Annotated in this window: 22 protein-coding genes; 10 read left to right on the forward strand and 12 right to left on the reverse strand. The window is 63.8% G+C overall.

From position 1 onward, the window contains the following. Positions 1 to 10: 10 nt before the first annotated feature. From hisC to JFY56_RS07430, 10 genes are all read right to left on the reverse strand, one after another. Positions 11 to 1,066: a histidinol-phosphate transaminase gene (hisC, locus tag JFY56_RS07385; RefSeq protein WP_208312884.1), complete on the reverse strand. Its 1,056-nt coding sequence runs from the start codon at positions 1,064 to 1,066 to the stop codon at positions 11 to 13. A gap of 82 nt (positions 1,067 to 1,148) precedes the next feature. Then, positions 1,149 to 2,459 carry a histidinol dehydrogenase gene (gene hisD, locus JFY56_RS07390; RefSeq protein ID WP_208312885.1) on the reverse strand — a complete coding sequence of 437 codons (1,311 nt, stop codon included), beginning with the start codon at positions 2,457 to 2,459 and terminating at the stop codon, positions 1,149 to 1,151. A 266-nt stretch (positions 2,460 to 2,725) separates the two neighbouring features. Further along, positions 2,726 to 3,361 (reverse strand): ATP phosphoribosyltransferase, encoded by a 636-nt coding sequence (hisG, locus tag JFY56_RS07395; protein WP_208312886.1) that lies wholly within the window; start codon positions 3,359 to 3,361, stop codon positions 2,726 to 2,728. An 18-nt stretch (positions 3,362 to 3,379) separates the two neighbouring features. Then, positions 3,380 to 4,648: a UDP-N-acetylglucosamine 1-carboxyvinyltransferase gene (gene murA / locus JFY56_RS07400; RefSeq protein WP_208312887.1), complete on the reverse strand. Its 1,269-nt coding sequence runs from the start codon at positions 4,646 to 4,648 to the stop codon at positions 3,380 to 3,382. 20 nt (positions 4,649 to 4,668) lie between these two features. After that, positions 4,669 to 4,908 carry a BolA family protein gene (locus JFY56_RS07405; RefSeq protein WP_208312888.1) on the reverse strand — a complete coding sequence of 80 codons (240 nt, stop codon included), beginning with the start codon at positions 4,906 to 4,908 and terminating at the stop codon, positions 4,669 to 4,671. A 125-nt stretch (positions 4,909 to 5,033) separates the two neighbouring features. Further along, on the reverse strand, positions 5,034 to 5,342 hold the full coding sequence (locus JFY56_RS07410) for an STAS domain-containing protein (RefSeq protein WP_208312889.1): 309 nt from the start codon (positions 5,340 to 5,342) through the stop codon (positions 5,034 to 5,036). Then, positions 5,339 to 5,992, reverse strand: coding sequence for an MlaC/ttg2D family ABC transporter substrate-binding protein (locus tag JFY56_RS07415; protein WP_208312890.1), 654 nt, complete (start codon positions 5,990 to 5,992; stop codon positions 5,339 to 5,341). The genes JFY56_RS07410 and JFY56_RS07415 overlap by 4 nt, the downstream gene beginning before the upstream one ends. Positions 5,993 to 6,003: 11 nt before the next feature. After that, positions 6,004 to 6,480 (reverse strand): outer membrane lipid asymmetry maintenance protein MlaD, encoded by a 477-nt coding sequence (gene mlaD, locus JFY56_RS07420; RefSeq protein WP_208312891.1) that lies wholly within the window; start codon positions 6,478 to 6,480, stop codon positions 6,004 to 6,006. Further along, positions 6,480 to 7,277, reverse strand: a complete 798-nt coding sequence (gene mlaE, locus JFY56_RS07425; RefSeq protein WP_208312892.1) for a lipid asymmetry maintenance ABC transporter permease subunit MlaE — start codon at positions 7,275 to 7,277, stop codon at positions 6,480 to 6,482. The genes mlaD and mlaE overlap by 1 nt, the downstream gene beginning before the upstream one ends. Then, a complete protein-coding gene (locus JFY56_RS07430; RefSeq protein ID WP_208312893.1) occupies positions 7,277 to 8,086 on the reverse strand; it encodes an ATP-binding cassette domain-containing protein in 810 nt (269 codons plus the stop codon). Before JFY56_RS07430 ends, mlaE begins: the two co-directional genes overlap by 1 nt. A 244-nt stretch (positions 8,087 to 8,330) precedes the next feature. Between JFY56_RS07430 and JFY56_RS07435 the strand changes: the two genes are divergently transcribed. The 10 genes from JFY56_RS07435 (at position 8,331) to JFY56_RS07480 (ending at position 15,447) form a co-directional block, all read left to right on the forward strand. Next, positions 8,331 to 9,305 (forward strand): KpsF/GutQ family sugar-phosphate isomerase, encoded by a 975-nt coding sequence (locus JFY56_RS07435; protein WP_208312894.1) that lies wholly within the window; start codon positions 8,331 to 8,333, stop codon positions 9,303 to 9,305. Next, a complete protein-coding gene (locus JFY56_RS07440) occupies positions 9,306 to 9,830 on the forward strand; it encodes a KdsC family phosphatase (protein ID WP_208312895.1) in 525 nt (174 codons plus the stop codon). Positions 9,831 to 9,838: 8 nt separating this feature from the next. Then, positions 9,839 to 10,414 carry an LPS export ABC transporter periplasmic protein LptC gene (gene lptC / locus JFY56_RS07445; RefSeq protein WP_208312896.1) on the forward strand — a complete coding sequence of 192 codons (576 nt, stop codon included), beginning with the start codon at positions 9,839 to 9,841 and terminating at the stop codon, positions 10,412 to 10,414. Next, a complete protein-coding gene (gene lptA, locus JFY56_RS07450) occupies positions 10,401 to 10,937 on the forward strand; it encodes a lipopolysaccharide transport periplasmic protein LptA (RefSeq protein WP_208312897.1) in 537 nt (178 codons plus the stop codon). The genes lptC and lptA overlap by 14 nt, the downstream gene beginning before the upstream one ends. Then, complete coding sequence (gene lptB, locus JFY56_RS07455) at positions 10,937 to 11,662, forward strand: LPS export ABC transporter ATP-binding protein (protein ID WP_208312898.1); 726 nt, start codon at positions 10,937 to 10,939, stop codon at positions 11,660 to 11,662. Before lptA ends, lptB begins: the two co-directional genes overlap by 1 nt. 225 nt (positions 11,663 to 11,887) lie before the next feature. Beyond that, on the forward strand, positions 11,888 to 13,381 hold the full coding sequence (locus tag JFY56_RS07460) for an RNA polymerase factor sigma-54 (RefSeq protein ID WP_208312899.1): 1,494 nt from the start codon (positions 11,888 to 11,890) through the stop codon (positions 13,379 to 13,381). Positions 13,382 to 13,459: 78 nt separating this feature from the next. Beyond that, on the forward strand, positions 13,460 to 13,768 hold the full coding sequence (hpf, locus tag JFY56_RS07465; protein WP_208312900.1) for a ribosome hibernation-promoting factor, HPF/YfiA family: 309 nt from the start codon (positions 13,460 to 13,462) through the stop codon (positions 13,766 to 13,768). 9 nt (positions 13,769 to 13,777) lie between these two features. Continuing rightward, entirely contained in the window at positions 13,778 to 14,242 is a 465-nt protein-coding gene (gene ptsN, locus JFY56_RS07470; protein ID WP_208312901.1) for a PTS IIA-like nitrogen regulatory protein PtsN, read from the forward strand. 5 nt (positions 14,243 to 14,247) lie between these two features. Then, entirely contained in the window at positions 14,248 to 15,105 is an 858-nt protein-coding gene (rapZ, locus tag JFY56_RS07475) for an RNase adapter RapZ (protein WP_208312902.1), read from the forward strand. 69 nt (positions 15,106 to 15,174) lie between these two features. Beyond that, on the forward strand, positions 15,175 to 15,447 hold the full coding sequence (locus JFY56_RS07480) for an HPr family phosphocarrier protein (RefSeq protein ID WP_208312903.1): 273 nt from the start codon (positions 15,175 to 15,177) through the stop codon (positions 15,445 to 15,447). A 109-nt stretch (positions 15,448 to 15,556) separates the two neighbouring features. Here the strand turns inward: JFY56_RS07480 and JFY56_RS07485 are convergent, their stop codons facing one another. After that, entirely contained in the window at positions 15,557 to 16,456 is a 900-nt protein-coding gene (locus JFY56_RS07485) for a ZIP family metal transporter (RefSeq protein WP_208312904.1), read from the reverse strand. Between the two features lie 37 nt (positions 16,457 to 16,493). After that, a complete protein-coding gene (locus JFY56_RS07490) occupies positions 16,494 to 17,123 on the reverse strand; it encodes a superoxide dismutase (RefSeq protein ID WP_208312905.1) in 630 nt (209 codons plus the stop codon). Positions 17,124 to 17,132 lie beyond the last annotated feature (9 nt).

Consider the following 17,132-nt stretch of genomic DNA (forward strand, 5'->3'; position numbering starts at 1 on the left):
CTTCATTGCGTTACAGATGCAGCCGCAAGGCCTCGAGCAACGCCTGGTTCTGCTCTTCAGTGCCGATGCTGATGCGCAGGAACTGGGCGATGCGCTCCTGCTTGAAGTGGCGCACGATCACGCCCTGCTCACGAATCGCCGCCGCCAGGGTCGCCGCATCATGCCGCGGATGGCGGGCGAAGACGAAGTTCGCCGCCGATGGCAGCACCTCGAAACCCAGCGCCTTCAGCTCGCCGACCAGCTTCTCGCGACTGTCGATCACTGCGCGGCAGGTCTTCTGGAAGTATTCCTCGTCCTCGAAGGATGCCACCGCGCCAGCCTGTGCCGGACGATCCAGCGGGTAGGAATTGAAGCTGTTCTTCACCCGCTCCAGCGCCTCGATCAGGTCCTCGTGGCCGACCGCCAGGCCGACCCGCAGACCGGCCAGCGAGCGCGACTTGGAAAGGGTCTGGGCCACCAGCAGGTTCGGGTAGCGATTCACCAGGCTGATCGCGGTCTCGCCGCCGAAATCGACATAGGCCTCGTCCACCAGCACTACGCTGTCCGGATTGGCCTGCAGCATGCGCTCGATCGCTTCCAGCGACAGCAGGCAGCCGGTCGGGGCGTTCGGGTTGGGGAACACAATGCCACCGTTCGGGCGCTGATAATCCTCGACGCGAATCTGGAACTGCTCGTCCAGCGGCAGCGCCTCGAAATCGATGCCGTACAAACCGCAGTAGACCGGATAGAAGCTGTAGGTGACGTCAGGGAACAGCAGTGGCTTGTCGTGCTGGAACAGCGCGTGGAAGGCGTGTGCCAGTACTTCGTCGGAACCGTTGCCGACGAATACCTGGCCCGGCTTGACGCCATAGTAGTCCGCGACCGTCTGCTTGAGGCGATCGGCGTTCGGATCCGGGTACAGGCGCAGGTCGTCGGTCGCCGCGGCGCGGATCGCTTCGATGGCCCTGGGCGACGGACCATAGGGGTTCTCGTTGGTGTTCAGCTTGACCAGCTTGCTCAGCTTGGGCTGCTCTCCCGGCACATAGGGCACCAGGTCCTTGACGAAGGGGCTCCAGAATTTGCTCATCGCCCTTCTCTCCTCGAAATCTTGGCAATCAGGAGGCTGTCGTGGTGGGTATCGCTTCGCTCAACCCACCCTACGGCCGGATTCAGTTCTTGATGCGGTATTCGGCGCTACGTGCGTGGGCCGTCAGCGACTCGCCGCGAGCCAGGACGGAGGCGGTCTTGCCGAGCTCCGAGGCACCGTCGGCCGAGCAGAAAATGATCGACGAGCGTTTCTGGAAGTCGTAGACGCCCAGCGGCGAGGAGAAACGCGCGGTGCCGGACGTCGGCAGCACATGGTTCGGTCCCGCGCAGTAGTCGCCCAGCGCCTCGGCGGTGTAGCGGCCCATGAAGATGGCGCCGGCATGGCGGATCTTCGGCAGCCAGCTTTCCGGATCGGCCACCGACAGCTCCAGGTGCTCCGGAGCGATGCGGTTGGCGACCTGGCAGGCCTGCTCCTGGTCGGCGACCAAAATCAGCGCGCCACGATTCTCCAGGGAGGTGCGGATGATTTCGGCGCGCTCCATGGTCGGCGCCAGCTTGTCGATGCTCGCCGCGACCTTGTCGAGGAAAGCCGCGTCCGGGCTGACCAGGATCGACTGGGCATCCTCGTCGTGCTCGGCCTGGGAGAACAGGTCCATGGCGATCCAGTCCGGATCGGTGCCGCCATCGCAGACCACGAGGATTTCCGAGGGACCGGCGATCATGTCGATGCCGACCTGGCCGAACACGTGACGCTTGGCGGTGGCGACATAGATATTGCCCGGCCCGACGATCTTGTCCACCTGCGGCACGCTCTCGGTGCCATAGGCCAGCGCGGCCACGGCCTGGGCGCCGCCGATGGTGAAGACGCGGTCGACGCCGGCGATGCAGGCGGCGGCAAGGACGATCTCGTTGATCTCGCCGCGCGGGGTCGGCACCACCATGACCACTTCGGCAACGCCGGCGACCTTGGCCGGGATGGCGTTCATCAGCACCGACGACGGATAGGACGCCTTGCCGCCCGGCACGTACAGGCCGGCGCGATCCAGCGGGGTGACCTGCTGGCCGAGCACGGTGCCGTCGGCCTCGGTGTAGCGCCAGGAGTCCTGCTTCTGCTTCTCGTGGTAGCTGCGCACGCGCGCGGCGGCAGTTTCCAGGGCTTCGCGCTGGGCCGGGGTGATGCGGGTCAGGGCCAGCTCCAGGCGCTCGCGCGGCAGGATCAGGTCGGCCATGGATTTGGCCTCGACGCCATCGAAGCGCTGGGTGAACTCCACCAGGGCGGCGTCGCCGCGGCTGCGTACGGCGGCGATGATGTCGAGAACGCGCTGGTTCACCGCCTCGTCGGAGACGCTTTCCCAGGACAGCAGATGGTCCAGATGACGCGCGAAGTCCGGATCAGCAGCGTTGAGTCGGCGGATGGCGATAGGTGCGGTCATAGCTGGGCCTCTTTGAAATAAGCAATCAAGGGCCTGTTCAGGAGCGTCGCGAGCGAAGGTCAGGCAAGGCGAAAATGGATGAGGAAGCGGAGTTTACAAGCAGTAAATGAGCATTCCGAATCCGTTTTCAACGCAGCATGGCCGAGCGCAGCAGCTCATGAACAGGTTCTCGGGCGCCGCTAGACTAGCAAGCCTACCGTGCGGGCACCCGAGAAAATTTGGCTATGACACGGATAGGCGGGCGCAGCTGTTCGCTGCGCTGGAAATCACGCCCGGTGTCGAGACTCCACGGCCTCGCGCAGGGTGTCGATCAGCGCCTGGATGCGCGCGTGCTGCATCTTCATCGACGCCTTGTTGACGATCAGTCGCGAGCTGATGTTGGCGATCAGTTCCTGCGGCTCCAGACCGTTGGCGCGCAGGGTGTTGCCGGTGTCCACCACGTCGATGATCTTGTCGGCCAGGCCGACCAGCGGTGCCAGCTCCATGGAGCCGTACAGCTTGATCACGTCGACCTGACGGCCCTGTTCGGCGTAGTAGCGCTTGGCGACATTGACGAACTTGGTGGCCACGCGCAGGCGGCCCTTGGGCTCCGGTGCGCCGACCGCTCCGGCGGTCATCAGCCTGCAGTTGGCGATCCGCAGGTCCAGAGGCTCGTACAGGCCCTGGCCGCCGTACTCCATGAGCACATCCTTGCCGGCCACGCCGAGATCGGCGGCGCCGTGCTCGACATAGGTCGGCACGTCGGTGGCGCGGACGATCAGCAGGCGCACGTCATCCAGCGTGGTGGGAATGATCAGCTTGCGACTCTTGTCCGGATTCTCGGTCGGCACGATCCCCGCCGCGGCGAGCAGCGGCAGGGTATCGTCGAGAATGCGGCCCTTGGACAGCGCGATGGTCAGCATGAGCAGCAACAGTCCCCGTTAGCCCGGCACACGGCGGATCTTCGCGCCGAGCAACTGGAGTTTCTCCTCGATGCACTCGTAACCACGGTCGATGTGGTAGATGCGATCGATCAGGGTATCGCCATCGGCAACCAGGCCGGCGATCACCAGGCTGGCGGAAGCGCGCAGGTCGGTAGCCATGACCGGAGCGCCCTTCAGTCGCGGTACGCCGGTGACGATGGCGGTGTTGCCCTCGACGAGGATCTGCGCGCCCATGCGGTTCATCTCGTAGACGTGCATGAAGCGGTTCTCGAACACGGTCTCGATGACCGCGCCGGTGCCTTCGGCCACGGCGTTCATGGAAATGAACTGGGCCTGCATGTCGGTCGGGAATGCCGGGTACGGCGCGGTGCGGATATTCACCGCCTTCGGCCGATTGCCCTTCATGTCCAGCTCGATCCAGTTGTTGCCGGTATTGATGTGGGCACCCGCCTCTTCCAGCTTGAGCAGCACGGATTCGAGGATGGTCGCATCGGTGTCCTTGAGCTTGACGCGGCCACGGGTGGCGGCGGCCGCCACCAGGTAGGTGCCGGTCTCGATACGGTCGGGCAGCACGTTGTACTTGGCACCGCCACCCAGGCGCTTCACGCCGTCGATGGTGATGGTGTCGGTACCAGCGCCCTGGATCTGCGCGCCCATGGCGATCAGGAAGTTGGCCAGGTCGACGACTTCCGGCTCGCGCGCGGCGTTTTCCAGCACGGTGCGGCCGTTGGCCAGCGCCGCCGCCATCATGATGTTCTCGGTACCGGTCACGCTGACGGTATCGAAGAAGAAGTGCGCACCACGCAGGCCGCCGGCCGGAGCCTTGGCCTTGATGTAGCCGCCTTCGACGGCGATTTCCGCGCCCATGGCCTCGAGACCACGGATGTGCAGGTCGACCGGACGCGAACCGATGGCGCAACCGCCCGGCAGCGCCACTTCAGCCTCGCCGAAGCGCGCGACCATCGGGCCGAGCACGAGGATCGACGCGCGCATGGTCTTCACCAGTTCGTAAGGCGCGACCAGGGTCTTGATGCTGGTGGCATCGACCTCGACGTTGAGTTTCTCGTCAATCACCGGCTGCACGCCCATGCGACCGAACAGCTCGATCATGGTGGTGATGTCGTGCAGGTGCGGCAGGTTGCCGACGGTGACCGGAGTATCCGCCAGCAGCGTGGCGGCAAGGATCGGCAGCGCGGAGTTCTTCGCGCCGGAAATGCGAATCTCGCCATCGAGGGGCGAGCCGCCAGTAATGATCAGTTTATCCATAGCAATGATTTCCCGAGGTCTCAGGAGCGTTCGGCCCAGGCGGCGCAGCTGAAGAATTTCATGGTAACGGCGTGGATGCTGCCATTGGAGATCCAGTCGTTCAGATGGGCATAGATCTGCTGCTGACGCTTCACCGGGCTCATGCCGGCCAGCTCGTCGCTGATCAGGTTCAACTGGAAGTTGCAGCCTTCGCCTTCCACTTCGACCTGGGTACCCGGCAGCTTCGCTTCCAGGAGAGTTTTGACTTCTACGGCCTGCATGCTCAACCTCAATCGGCGCCTAACGCGCACGGGGCCGGCAATGATACAAAAAAGCCCTCCGCCTGCGAACCCCGCATGGGGAAGACGCGGACGGAGGGCTGTTGCGCCCCGCACCGGGGACGCCATCAGTCATGCAGCGGGATGATTTCCAGCAGGCCGCCGACCTGGGCGATCTTGTGCATATCCTCGGGCATTCCGCGCACCTGCAGGCTCTTGCCGGCCTTGCGCGCATCGCGCAGGTACGCCAGCAGCAGGGAAAGCCCGACGCTGCTGCTCTTCTCCACCGCCGAGCAGTCCACTACCAGGCTGCTCGCCCGGCTCTCCCGGATCAGGCGCTTGCCCTGCTCGCGCAACGCGGGACCGGTGCGGTAGTCGAGCACCCCGGCCAGCTTGAGCTGACCGGCGCTGACCTCGGTGACGCTGGCCTGGCTCATTCAGCCGTACTTCCGTTCGGCTGGCCCTTGGCAGTGTCCTTGGCATTGGCGACGACCTGCCCCCAGCCGGCAATGGTCTTCTCCAGATCGTTGCCGTTCTTCTGCATCGATTCGGCGAACTGGTCACGGAACAGCTTGCCGATATTGATGCCGTTGATGATCACGTTGCGCACACGCCAGTTACCAGCCTGGTTGACCATGGTGTACTGCACCGGGTAGATGGCGCCGCTGCTGCCGCGAATCTCCATGTTGACCGAAGTACGTTCGGGGTCCTGCTTGCCGCTGGTCGGCAGCACGCGGATGCCCTGGTTGTCGTACTCGAGCAGGGCGTTGCCGTAGAACTGCATCAGGCTGCTCTTGAAGTTTTCCTCGAAGCGCTTGATCTGCTCGGGAGAAGCCTGCCGCGAATACTTCACGGTCATCACGCCCTTGGCGATACCTTCGGAGTCGACCACCGGGCCGAGAATCCGCTCGAGGCTGGCGTAAAGCTTCTTCGGATCGTCCTTGTAGGCCGGCTTGTTGGTCTTCAGGTCGGACAACAGGCTGTCCACGGTCTGCTGCACGACCTGCTGGGCGCTGGGTGCGGCATTGGCGAACAGCGGCAGCGCAGCGAGCAGGACCAACAGGCCGCGACGCATGAGAGTCAGCATGACATTCATCCTCATTGTTGCTTGGGCTCTTCTTTTTTGACCGAATTCAGCAGGAATTTACCAATCAGATCTTCCAGCACCAGTGCGGACTGGGTGTCGTTGATGGTGCTGCCGTCCTTGAGCAGTGCTTCCTCGCCGCCGACGCTGATGCCGATGTACTTCTCGCCCAGCAGGCCAGCGGTCAGGATCGAAGCCGTGGAATCCACCGGCAGGTTGTCGACCTTGTCGCTGATATCCATGGTCACGCGGCCACGGTAGCTGTCGCGATCGAGATCCACCGCAACCACCTTGCCGATGGTCACGCCAGCCATGGTGACCTTGCCACGCACGGTGACGCCGGCGACGTTATCGAAGTACGCGTACACCTTGTAGGTGTCGCCGTTGTTGCCGATGGTCAGTCCGCTGACGCGCAGGGCCAGCAGCAGGAAAGCCAGCAAGCCAGCGAGAAGGAAAAGGCCTACACCGATTTCCAGGGTGCGGGTTTGCATCAGAAGTCTCCAAACATCAAAGCGGTCAGGATAAAGTCCAGCCCCAGCACTGCGAGGGAGGCATAGACTACGGTTCGCGTCGTCGCACGGCTGATCCCTTCGGAAGTGGCATCGCAATCGTAACCCTGGAATACCGCGATCCAGGTCACCACGAAGGCGAACACAACGCTCTTGATCACGCCATTGAGCACATCTTTGTTGAATTCCACGCTGTTCTGCATGTTCGCCCAGAACGAGCCGTCATAGACTCCCAGCCAGTCCACAGCGACCATCGCCCCGCCCCAGATGCCGACGACGCTGAAGATCATTGCCAGCAGCGGCATGGAGATGAAGCCGGCCCACAGGCGCGGCGCGACGATGTACTTGAGCGGGTCGACACCGATCATTTCCAGGCTGGAAAGCTGCTCGGTGGATTTCATGTTGCCGATCTCGGCGGTCAGCGCGGAGCCTGCACGCCCTGCGAACAGCAGACCGGTAACCACCGGGCCGAGTTCACGCAGCAGGGTCAGGGCCACCATCTGCCCAACCGCCTGCTCCGAGCCGTAGCTGACCAGGATGTTGAAGCCTTGCAGCGCCAGCACCATGCCGATGAAGAGCCCGGACACCACAATGATCGCCAGCGACAGCACGCCAACCGCGTACAGTTGCTTGATCAGCAGGTGCAGGCCGCTGCCCGGCGCGCGGCGACCGAACACCACATGCAGCAGGAACAGCGTGGAGCGGCCAAGCGCCTCGAGCACGTCGAGGCCCGCACGCCCGAGCAGTCGGATGCGCTCGAGCGAGGAAGTCTTGCGCATCAGCGTTCTCCCAGAAGGTCTGCGCGATAGTCGCGAGCGGGATAGTGGAACGGTACCGGTCCATCCATCAGCCCATGGAGGAATTGGCGCACGCGCGGATCGTCAAGTTCCTTCAACTCCGCCGGCGTTCCCTGTCCAAGCACCCGTCCCTCGCCGACGATATAGATGTAGTCGGCGATGCTGGCGGTCTCGGCCAGGTCGTGGGAAACCACGATGCTGGTGATACCCAGCGCGTCGTTGAGCAAACGGATCAGTCGCACCAGCATGCCCATGGCGATCGGGTCCTGGCCCACGAACGGCTCGTCGTACATCAGGATCTGCGGGTCCAGCGCAATCGCGCGGGCCAGCGCAACCCGGCGCTTCATGCCACCGGACAGCTCATCAGGCGTCAGATCCACCGCGCCGCGCAAGCCGACCGCCTGCAGCTTCATCAAAACAATGTCACGAATCATTTCTTCCGGCAGGTCGGTATGCACCCGCAGCGGGAAGGCGACATTCTCGAAGACGTCCAGATCGGTGAACAGCGCGCCGCTCTGGAACAGCACGCCGAACTGCTTGCGCATGTCGAACAGGTCGCTGCGGCCCAGCTCCGGCAGGTTCTGGCCATTGACCCACACTTCGCCCTTGGCGGGGCGCAACTGGGCGGCGATCAGGCGCAACAGCGTGGTCTTGCCGCAGCCGGAAGGCCCCATGATCCCGGTGACCTTGCCACGCGGGATGCGGATATCCACATTGTCGAAAATCGCACGCTGGCCGCGTTTGAAGGTCACTCCTTTCAACTCGACCGCGTATTTTTCATCGGTGCTCATAGAACTCCTTGCGAGACGGCCCTGTCCCTGTAAGTACCCCACGAAGCAGCGGATGCACTCGATGCAAGGCAGACCGAACGGCGGCGAACTATACCATCGCCGAGGGAGGCGGCCCAAGGGCCTGGGATGGCCGATTCGGGCACGAATTCAACAATCTGCGCACGATATCGAATATGCGAGTTATGAGCCGGACGCGCTTTACCGTTATAATCTCGCCCTTCACTTTGCCCCACGCCAGTCGAACATGAGCAAGAACCTCGATTTCATCCAGTCGGCGCAACGCACCATTCGTCTCGAACGCGAAGCGGTCGACACGCTGCTGGCGCGCATCGGCACCGACTTCACCCGAGCCTGCGAACTGCTCCTGGCCTGCAAGGGGCGCGTGGTGGTGGTCGGCATGGGCAAATCCGGGCATGTCGGCAACAAGATCGCCGCAACCCTGGCGAGCACCGGTACGCCGGCATTCTTCGTCCACCCGGCCGAAGCCAGCCACGGCGACATGGGCATGATCACCCGCGACGATGTGGTGCTGGCCCTGTCCAACTCCGGCTCCACCGCCGAGATCGTCACCCTGTTGCCGCTGATCAAGCGCCTCGGCATCGCGCTGGTCAGCATGACCGGCAACCCGGATTCCCCGCTGGCCAAGGCCGCGATGGTCAACCTGGATGCCAGCGTCGAGCAGGAAGCCTGCCCGCTCAACCTCGCGCCGACCTCCTCGACCACCGTATCGCTGGTGCTCGGCGACGCCCTGGCCATCGCCCTGCTCGAAGCCCGCGGCTTCACCGCCGAAGACTTCGCCTTCTCGCATCCGGGCGGCGCCCTCGGTCGCCGACTGCTGCTGCTGGTGGAGAACATCATGCACGCCGGCGACGAACTGCCGCAGGTCGCCCTCGGCACCTCGCTCAGCAGCGCCCTGCTGGAGATGACCCGCAAGGGCCTGGGCATGACCATCGTCCTCAACGACGACGGCACGCTCGCCGGCATCTTCACCGACGGCGACCTGCGCCGCACCCTCGACAAGGGCCTGGACGTGCGCCAGGTAAGCATCGACCAGGTGATGACGGTCCATGGCAAGACCGCGCGCCCGGACATGCTCGCCGCCGAGGCGCTGAAGATCATGGACGACCACAAGATCAGCGCGCTCGTCGTGGTGGACGAAGGCGACCGGCCGGTGGGTGTCCTGCATATCCACGACCTGACCCGCGCCGGAGTGATCTGAATGAGCGCAGACCTGCAGCAACGCGCCCGGGCGGTACGCCTGGCGGTATTCGACGTCGACGGCGTACTGACCGACGGCAAGCTCTACTTCCTGCCCGATGGCGGCGAGTTCAAGACCTTCAACACCCTGGACGGCCACGGCATCAAGATGCTCATTGCCTCGGGCGTACGCACTGCGATCATCAGCGGCCGCAAAAGCCCGGTGGTGGAGCGCCGCGCGCAGAACCTGGGCATCCAGCACCTCTACCAGGGCCGCGAAGACAAACTGGTGGTGCTCGACCAACTGCTTGCCGAACTCGGGCTAGGCTATGAAGAAGTCGCCTACCTGGGCGACGATCTGCCCGACCTGCCGGTCATCCGCCGGGTAGGCCTGGGCATGGCGGTCGCCAATGCCGATGCATTCGTCCGCCAGCATGCACACGGTGTGACCCGGGCGCGCGGGGGCGAAGGCGCGGCCCGCGAGTTCTGCGAACTCATCCTCGATGCGCAGGGCAATCTCGAAGCCGCGCAAGGCGCCTATCTCTAGAGCAGACCATGCCGAAGACTTTCCGCCAGAAGCTGTTGCTCATACTGATCGCGGTGCTGCTGATCGCGCTGGGCTACTACTGGAACGTGCGCCTGGACCTGTTCACCGAAGGGCCGTCCAGGCCGCAGCCGAGCGAATCCATCGACTACTATGCGATGAATGCGCGCAGCATCCAGTACCGCACGGACGGTTCGCTCGAGTACGAGATGACCGCCGACAAGCTGGAACACCAGAAGACCACCGACACGACTCAGGTGACCACGCCGAACCTGTTCTTCTTCCGCAGCGACGAGCCGCAGCCCTGGCATGTCCAGAGCGTGCGCGCCGAAGTCGCGCCGGGGGGCAAGCAGGTGGAACTGATCGACGACGTGCGTGTTGCCCGCACCGATGCCAAGGGGCGCTCGCTGCTGCTCACCACCACACGCATGACTGTCTTCCCCGACGAGGACCTGGCGCAGACCGAGCAGCCCGTGAGGATCCAGGAGCCCAACGGGGTGACGACCGCAACTGGAATGAAAGCGTATCTGAAAGACAGCCGGATGCACCTGCTGTCCAACGTAAGAGGTCAGCATGAGGTTCGTTAACACCCTCCCCTTTCTTCTCGGTCTCGCTGCAGCCATGGCCAGCTCCGCCAGCTGGGCACTGCCGACAGACCGCGAGCAGCCCATCCGCGTCCAGGCCGACAGCGCCGAGCTGGATGACAAGCAGGGCGTCGCCGTCTACCGCGGCGACGTGGTCGTGACCCAGGGCAGCATGAAGCTGACCGGCAACACCGTCACGCTCAAGCAGAACAAGGAAGGCGATATCGAAGTCGTCACTTCGGTGGGCAAACCCGCCCACTTCGAGCAGAAGCCGGAGCCGGAAAAGGAACTCACCCACGCCTATGGCCTGACCATCCAGTACTTCGTGACGCAGAACCGCGTCGTGCTGATCGACCAGGCCAAGGTGATCCAGGAAGGCAACACCTTCGAGGGCGAGAAGATCGTCTATGACACCCAGCGCCAGATCGTCAACGCAGGCCGCGCCACCGGCACCCAGGTGACCACGCCGCGCCCGCGCATCGACATGATCATCCAGCCCAAGAAAAAGCAGGACCAAGCGCAGTAATGGCCACGCTAAAAGCCCAGCATCTCGCCAAGAGCTATAAAGGCCGCCAGGTCGTCCGCGACGTCAGCATGAGCATCGACAGCGGGCAAATCGTCGGCCTGCTCGGCCCCAACGGCGCCGGCAAGACCACCTGTTTCTACATGATCGTCGGCCTGGTCCGCGCCGATCAGGGCGTGGTGCGCATCGACGAGCAGGACGTCACCCACCTGCCGATGCACGGCCGCGCCCGCTCCGGCATCGGCTACCTGCCGCAGGAAGCCTCGATCTTCCGCAAGCTGTCGGTGGCCGACAACATCATGGCGATCCTGGAAACCCGCACGGACCTCGATCGCGGCGGACGCAAGCAGGCGCTGGAAAGCCTCCTCGAGGAATTCCACATCCACCACATCCGCGACAACCTCGGCATGAGCCTGTCCGGCGGCGAGCGGCGCCGGGTGGAAATCGCCCGCGCCCTGGCGAGCGCGCCGAAGTTCATCCTGCTCGACGAACCCTTCGCCGGCGTCGACCCGATCTCGGTCAACGACATCAAGCAGATCATCCATCACCTCAAGGCCAAGGGCATCGGTGTGCTGATCACCGACCACAACGTCCGCGAGACCCTGGATATCTGCGAAACCGCCTACATCGTCAACGACGGCCAACTGATCGCCGAAGGCGACTCGGCGACCATCCTGGCCAACGACCTGGTCAAGGAAGTCTATCTCGGTCACGAGTTCCGCCTCTGACCCCACCCACCCCGCAAGGCTCTGGCGCACCTCGTCGCCAGAGCTCTTGTAGCGCTACATTTCATCGAAAGTGCCATCGGAATAATCCGCATTGCTCTAGGCAAAGTCGGAAATCTCAGGCATATAATTTGCTTCCTAGCGGCGCTGCGGGTTAGATGCTCCGGCGTCCGTAGTCGTGGATATGGCGCGCCCCAGCGCCAGCGAACAAGGTGCTTAGTTCCTGCCATGAAACCATCGCTCGTCCTCAAGATGGGTCAGCAGCTGACGATGACTCCGCAGCTGCAACAGGCCATCCGACTGCTTCAACTCTCCACGCTGGACCTGCAGCAGGAGATTCAGGAAGCGTTGGAGTCCAACCCGATGCTCGAACGCCAGGAAGATGGCGAGGACTTCGACGGCAGCGATACTTTCGCCGAAGGCAGCGAGTCGGCCAGCGCCGCTCCCCAGGAATCCAGCTTCCAGGAATCCGCCCCGCCGACAGTCGACAGCCTGGACGACGAACAATGGGGCGAACGCATCCCCAACGAGCTGCCGGTGGATACCGCCTGGGAAGACATCTACCAGACCAGCGCCAGCAGCCTGCCCAGCAATGACGATGACGAGTGGGACTTCACCGCCCGCACCTCCGCCGGCGAAAGCCTGCAGAGCCATCTGGCGTGGCAGCTGAACCTCTCGCCGATGTCCGATACCGACCGCCTGATCGCCCTCAGCATCATCGACGGCATCAATAACGACGGCTACCTGGAAGAGTCGCTGGACGACATCCTCTCCTCCCTCGACCCGGAACTGGACGTCGAGATGGATGAGGTCGAAGTCGTTCTGCGGCGCATCCAGCAGCTCGAACCCGCCGGTGTGGGCGCGCGCAACCTGCGTGAATGCCTGCTCCTGCAACTGCGCCAGATGCCCGCCAGCACTCCGCTGCTGGCCGAGGCGCAGCGTCTGGTCAGCGATCACCTGGAGCTGCTCGGCAGCCGCGATTACAGCCAACTGATGCGGCGCATGCGGATCAAGGAAGATGAGCTGCGCGCGATCATCGAACTGATCCAGTCGCTGCACCCGCGCCCCGGCTCGCAGATCGAGTCAGGCGAGGCGGAGTACGTGGTGCCCGACGTCATCGTACGCAAGCACAACGACCGCTGGCTGGTCGAACTGAATCAGGAAGCCGTGCCGCGCCTGCGCGTCAACGCGCAATACGCCGGCCTGGTGCGCCGCGCCGATGCCAGCGCCGACAACACCTTCATGCGCAACCAGTTGCAGGAGGCGCGCTGGTTCATCAAGAGCCTGCAGAGCCGCAACGAGACGCTGATGAAGGTCGCCACGCAGATCGTCGAGCATCAGCGCGGCTTCCTCGACTACGGCGAGGAGGCGATGAAGCCGCTGGTCCTGCACGACATCGCCGAAGCGGTCGGCATGCACGAGTCGACCATCTCGCGGGTCACCACGCAGAAATTCATGCATACCCCCCGTGGCATCTTCGAGCTGAAGTACTTCTTCTCCAGCCACGTCAGTACTTCCGAGGGCGGGGAATGCTCGTCCACCGCCATCCGCGCGATCATCAAGAAACTGGTTGCGGCAGAAAGTCCGAAAAAGCCGTTGAGCGACAGCAAGATCGCTGGTTTACTGGAGGCACAGGGCATTCAGGTGGCGCGTCGTACCGTCGCCAAGTATCGGGAATCCCTAGGGATTGCCCCATCGAGCGAACGCAAGCGACTGGTATGACGTTGACCCACACCAAAGTGATCCGGCGGCAGGTTGATTAACCTGCCACTTTTACACGGGTAACAAGGAGAAAGCGGTATGCAAGTCAACATCAGTGGACATCAACTGGATGTGACCGACGCCCTGCGCGACTATGTCGGCGAAAAACTCGGCCGACTGGAGCGCCACTTCGACAAGATCACCAATGTTCAGGTCATCATGGAGGTCGAAAAACTGAAGCAGAAAATCGAAGCCACCCTGCACATCGCCGGTGGTGAAGTGGTTGCCTGCGCAGAACACGAAGACATGTATGCAGCCATCGACCTCCTGACCGACAAGCTCGACCGCCAACTGATCAAGCACAAGGAAAAGTTCCTCGAACGCCAGCAAGGCGTTGGAGTTCGTTAACCCCTCCCTATGATCCGACTTGAGCAAATCCTGACCCCCGGCCGTTCCCTCGTGAACGTGCCGGGAGGCAGCAAGAAGCGCGTACTCGAACAAATCGCCAACCTGATTGCCCGGGAGTTGCCGGGTTTCGACGCGCAAGACATATTCGAAAGCCTGGTGGCCCGCGAACGTCTCGGCTCCACCGGCTTCGGCAATGGCATCGCCATTCCGCACTGCCGCCTCACCGGTTGCCAGGCGCCGATCAGCGCCATCCTCCACCTGGACGCACCAGTCGACTTCGACGCCCTCGACGCCGCGCCGGTCGACCTGCTGTTCGTCCTGCTGGTCCCGGAAGCCGCCACCGAGGAGCACCTCGAACTGCTGCGGCAGATCGCATCCATGCTCGACCGCTCCGAGGTACGCGACCGCCTGCGCAATGCGCGCAACGGTGAAGAGCTGTACCAGATCGTGGTGGACGTGCAGAACGGCCGGTAATAGCCATGCGTCTGGTCATCGTCAGCGGCCTCTCCGGCTCGGGCAAGAGCACGGCGCTCAATGTGCTCGAAGACAACGGCTTCTATTGCATCGACAACCTGCCGGCCAGCCTGCTGCCCGACCTGGCGCAACGCGCCCTGCTGCACACCGAACTGCTGCACCCGCAGGTCGCCGTATCCATCGATGCGCGCAACCTGCCTAGCCAGTTGCAGCGCTTCCCGGAACTGCTTCAGGAAGTGCGGGACAAGCACATCCAGTGCGACATCCTGTACCTCGATGCCGATGACGAGACGCTGCTCAAGCGCTTCTCGGAAACCCGCCGGCGCCACCCGCTGACCACCGACACACGCTCCCTGGCAGAGGCGATCGCCGACGAGCGTCAATTGCTCGCGCCCATTGCCGACCTGGCCGACCTGAAGCTGAACACTACGCACCTGAACCTCTATCAGCTGCGCGATGTGCTCAAGCTGCGCCTGCTGAACAAGCCGGCGCTGGGCACCGCCTTCCTCGTCGAGTCCTTCGGCTTCAAACGTGGCATGCCGGTGGACGCCGACCTGGTGTTCGACGTGCGCTGCCTGCCGAATCCCTACTGGAAATCCGAACTCCGCGAGCTTTCCGGCCAGGACAGGGAAGTCCAGGAATACCTGGCGGCACAGCCCGATGTCGAAGAGATGTACCAGGACATCCTCGGCTACCTGAACAAATGGCTGCCGCGCTTCGCCGCCAGCAACCGCGCTTATGTCACCATTGCCATCGGCTGCACCGGCGGGCATCACCGCTCGGTCTACCTGGCCGAAAGGATTGGTGAGGCGCTTATCGAAACCCTGCAGAACGTACAGATTCGCCACCGCGACCTGAGCTAGGGCACGGGTCGATCCACAGCAGCAATCGACTACACGCCCTGACACACAATAAAAGGACAGCCTCTCGCGATGCCCTCTCTCGAAATCACCATCATCAACAAGCTCGGCCTGCATGCGCGCGCCGCCGCCAAGTTCGTCGGCGTGGCGGGCCGCTTTCCCTGTCAGATCCGTGTCGGGCGCAGCCCGGAGAGCAGCGTGGACGGCAAGAGCATCATGTCGGTGATGATGCTGGCCGCCGGCAAGGGCACCAATCTGCACCTCGCGGCGGAAGGCGAGCAGGACGAAGCGGCGCTGCAGGCGCTGGTCGAATTGATCAACAACAAGTTCGACGAAGGCGAGTGAAGCACTCGCCTGGCCTGCTGCCGCGGAAGTCATGAAGAGGGACGCTTGCCGTCACATCGAGGCACGGCAAGGCAGCACGCGATTCAAGTAGCCGTTACGCGACGGCGCACTAACCCAGCGACGTATCCAGCACCATCATCAGGCAGAAACCGACGATCAGGCCGAGGGTCGCCTCGCCAGCGTGGCCGTGACGCTGCGACTCGGGAATGATCTCGCGCGCGACCACGAACAGCATCGCCCCCGCCGCCGCAGCCAGGCCCCATGGCAGGATCATCTGGGAAATCCCCACCAGCCAGGCGCACAGCACCGAGAAGAGCGGCTCGACCACTCCGGAAGCGACACCAACCAGCATCGCCCGCCCGCGCGACATCCCGGCACCAGCCAGCACCAGGGCGACAGCCAGGCCTTCGGGCACATCCTGCAGCGCGATGCCCAGCGCCAGTCCGCTGGCTCCCTCCACTCCCCCGCCGGCAGCGACGCCGACCGCCATTCCTTCGGGAATGTTGTGCAGGATGATGGCGGCGACGAACAGCAGGATTCTCGGCGGCAATGCGCCCAAGGGGGCCTGTTCGAGGTTGCGATGACCGTCCTCCAGCACCCGGCCGAACACTGCCAGCCCGAATGCGCCCATGCCCAGACCGAGACTTACCAGCAGAGCCGCGGCGAGCGGAGAACGGCCCAGCGCTTCGGCAGCATCCAGCGCCGGCAGCAGCAGCGAGAAGGCGGTCGCCGCCAGCATCACCCCGGCACCGAAGCCGAGCAGCGTGTCGGCCACCCGCGACGGCATGCTGCGCACCACCAGCACCGGCAGCGCTCCGATGGCCGTGCCGAGGGCGCACAACAGGCCGCCATGCAGGGCCAGGTAGATCGGCGCCGGCAACTCCGCCTGCGCCAGTTCCAGCAGGCGCTGGCCCAGCAGCCAGCCGCCGCCGAGCAGGATTGCCACGCCGAGCAGGCAACGCAGGTTGCGACCGTTGCCCTCGACCATGTTCTGGATGATCACGCGCATCGACCGACCTCGTCCGCGTGATCGCCATTCAGCCCTCTCATCGCACACGCCCCGCCTCATCCAGCGCCAGGCGGTAACGACGGGCCACCTCCGGCCAGGCGATGACGTTGTAGAAGGCGGCGATGTATTCCGGGCGGCGATTCTGGTAGCGCAGGTAATAGGCATGCTCCCAGACGTCCAGCCCCAGGATCGGCACATTGCCCTGCATCAGCGGGCTGTCCTGGTTGCCGGTGCTTTCCACCAGCAGGTTCCCTTGCGGATTCACACTCAGCCATGCCCAGCCACTGCCGAAACGGGTCAGCGCGGCCTTGGTGAACGCCTCGCGGAAGGCCGCCTGACCTCCCAACTGACTGTCGATCGCGGCAGCCAGGTCGCCATCCGGCAAGCCGCCGCCGTCCGGCGCCATCACCTGCCAGAACAGAGAGTGATTGGCGTGCCCGCCGCCATTGTTGATGACCGGGGTACGCAACTCCGGCGGAAGGCTGTCCAGCCGCCGCAGCAGGTCCTCGACCGGCAGTTCGGCGAACGGGCTGCCCTCCAGCGCCGCGTTCAGGTTGTTCACATAGGTCTGGTGATGCTTGCTGTGGTGGATCTGCATGGTCTGCGCATCGATATGCGGTTCCAGGGCGTCGTAGCGGTACGGCAGCTCAGGCAATGTGTGGGGCATGCTGACTCC

The organism is Pseudomonas schmalbachii, from assembly GCF_017589465.1.
Lineage (GTDB): Bacteria > Pseudomonadota > Gammaproteobacteria > Pseudomonadales > Pseudomonadaceae > Pseudomonas > Pseudomonas schmalbachii.

Excerpts from the sequence above, each read along its gene's own strand:
- JFY56_RS07430 (WP_208312893.1), bottom strand. The coding sequence starts at position 8,086 with ATGAGCACCGATGAAAAATACGCGGTCGAGTTGAAAGGAGTGACCTTC.
- JFY56_RS07485 (WP_208312904.1), bottom strand. The coding sequence starts at position 16,456 with ATGCGCGTGATCATCCAGAACATGGTCGAGGGCAACGGTCGCAACCTG.
- murA (WP_208312887.1), bottom strand. The coding sequence starts at position 4,648 with ATGGATAAACTGATCATTACTGGCGGCTCGCCCCTCGATGGCGAGATT.
- JFY56_RS07460 (WP_208312899.1), top strand. The coding sequence starts at position 11,888 with ATGAAACCATCGCTCGTCCTCAAGATGGGTCAGCAGCTGACGATGACT.
- hisC (WP_208312884.1), bottom strand. The coding sequence starts at position 1,066 with ATGAGCAAATTCTGGAGCCCCTTCGTCAAGGACCTGGTGCCCTATGTG.
- mlaE (WP_208312892.1), bottom strand. The coding sequence starts at position 7,277 with ATGCGCAAGACTTCCTCGCTCGAGCGCATCCGACTGCTCGGGCGTGCG.
- lptA (WP_208312897.1), top strand. The coding sequence starts at position 10,401 with ATGAGGTTCGTTAACACCCTCCCCTTTCTTCTCGGTCTCGCTGCAGCC.
- ptsN (WP_208312901.1), top strand. The coding sequence starts at position 13,778 with ATGATCCGACTTGAGCAAATCCTGACCCCCGGCCGTTCCCTCGTGAAC.
- hisD (WP_208312885.1), bottom strand. The coding sequence starts at position 2,459 with ATGACCGCACCTATCGCCATCCGCCGACTCAACGCTGCTGATCCGGAC.
- JFY56_RS07480 (WP_208312903.1), top strand. The coding sequence starts at position 15,175 with ATGCCCTCTCTCGAAATCACCATCATCAACAAGCTCGGCCTGCATGCG.
- mlaD (WP_208312891.1), bottom strand. The coding sequence starts at position 6,480 with ATGCAAACCCGCACCCTGGAAATCGGTGTAGGCCTTTTCCTTCTCGCT.
- lptB (WP_208312898.1), top strand. The coding sequence starts at position 10,937 with ATGGCCACGCTAAAAGCCCAGCATCTCGCCAAGAGCTATAAAGGCCGC.
- hisG (WP_208312886.1), bottom strand. The coding sequence starts at position 3,361 with ATGCTGACCATCGCGCTGTCCAAGGGCCGCATTCTCGACGATACCCTG.
- hpf (WP_208312900.1), top strand. The coding sequence starts at position 13,460 with ATGCAAGTCAACATCAGTGGACATCAACTGGATGTGACCGACGCCCTG.
- JFY56_RS07490 (WP_208312905.1), bottom strand. The coding sequence starts at position 17,123 with ATGCCCCACACATTGCCTGAGCTGCCGTACCGCTACGACGCCCTGGAA.
- JFY56_RS07440 (WP_208312895.1), top strand. The coding sequence starts at position 9,306 with ATGAGCGCAGACCTGCAGCAACGCGCCCGGGCGGTACGCCTGGCGGTA.
- rapZ (WP_208312902.1), top strand. The coding sequence starts at position 14,248 with ATGCGTCTGGTCATCGTCAGCGGCCTCTCCGGCTCGGGCAAGAGCACG.
- lptC (WP_208312896.1), top strand. The coding sequence starts at position 9,839 with ATGCCGAAGACTTTCCGCCAGAAGCTGTTGCTCATACTGATCGCGGTG.
- JFY56_RS07410 (WP_208312889.1), bottom strand. The coding sequence starts at position 5,342 with ATGAGCCAGGCCAGCGTCACCGAGGTCAGCGCCGGTCAGCTCAAGCTG.
- JFY56_RS07405 (WP_208312888.1), bottom strand. The coding sequence starts at position 4,908 with ATGCAGGCCGTAGAAGTCAAAACTCTCCTGGAAGCGAAGCTGCCGGGT.
- JFY56_RS07435 (WP_208312894.1), top strand. The coding sequence starts at position 8,331 with ATGAGCAAGAACCTCGATTTCATCCAGTCGGCGCAACGCACCATTCGT.
- JFY56_RS07415 (WP_208312890.1), bottom strand. The coding sequence starts at position 5,992 with ATGCTGACTCTCATGCGTCGCGGCCTGTTGGTCCTGCTCGCTGCGCTG.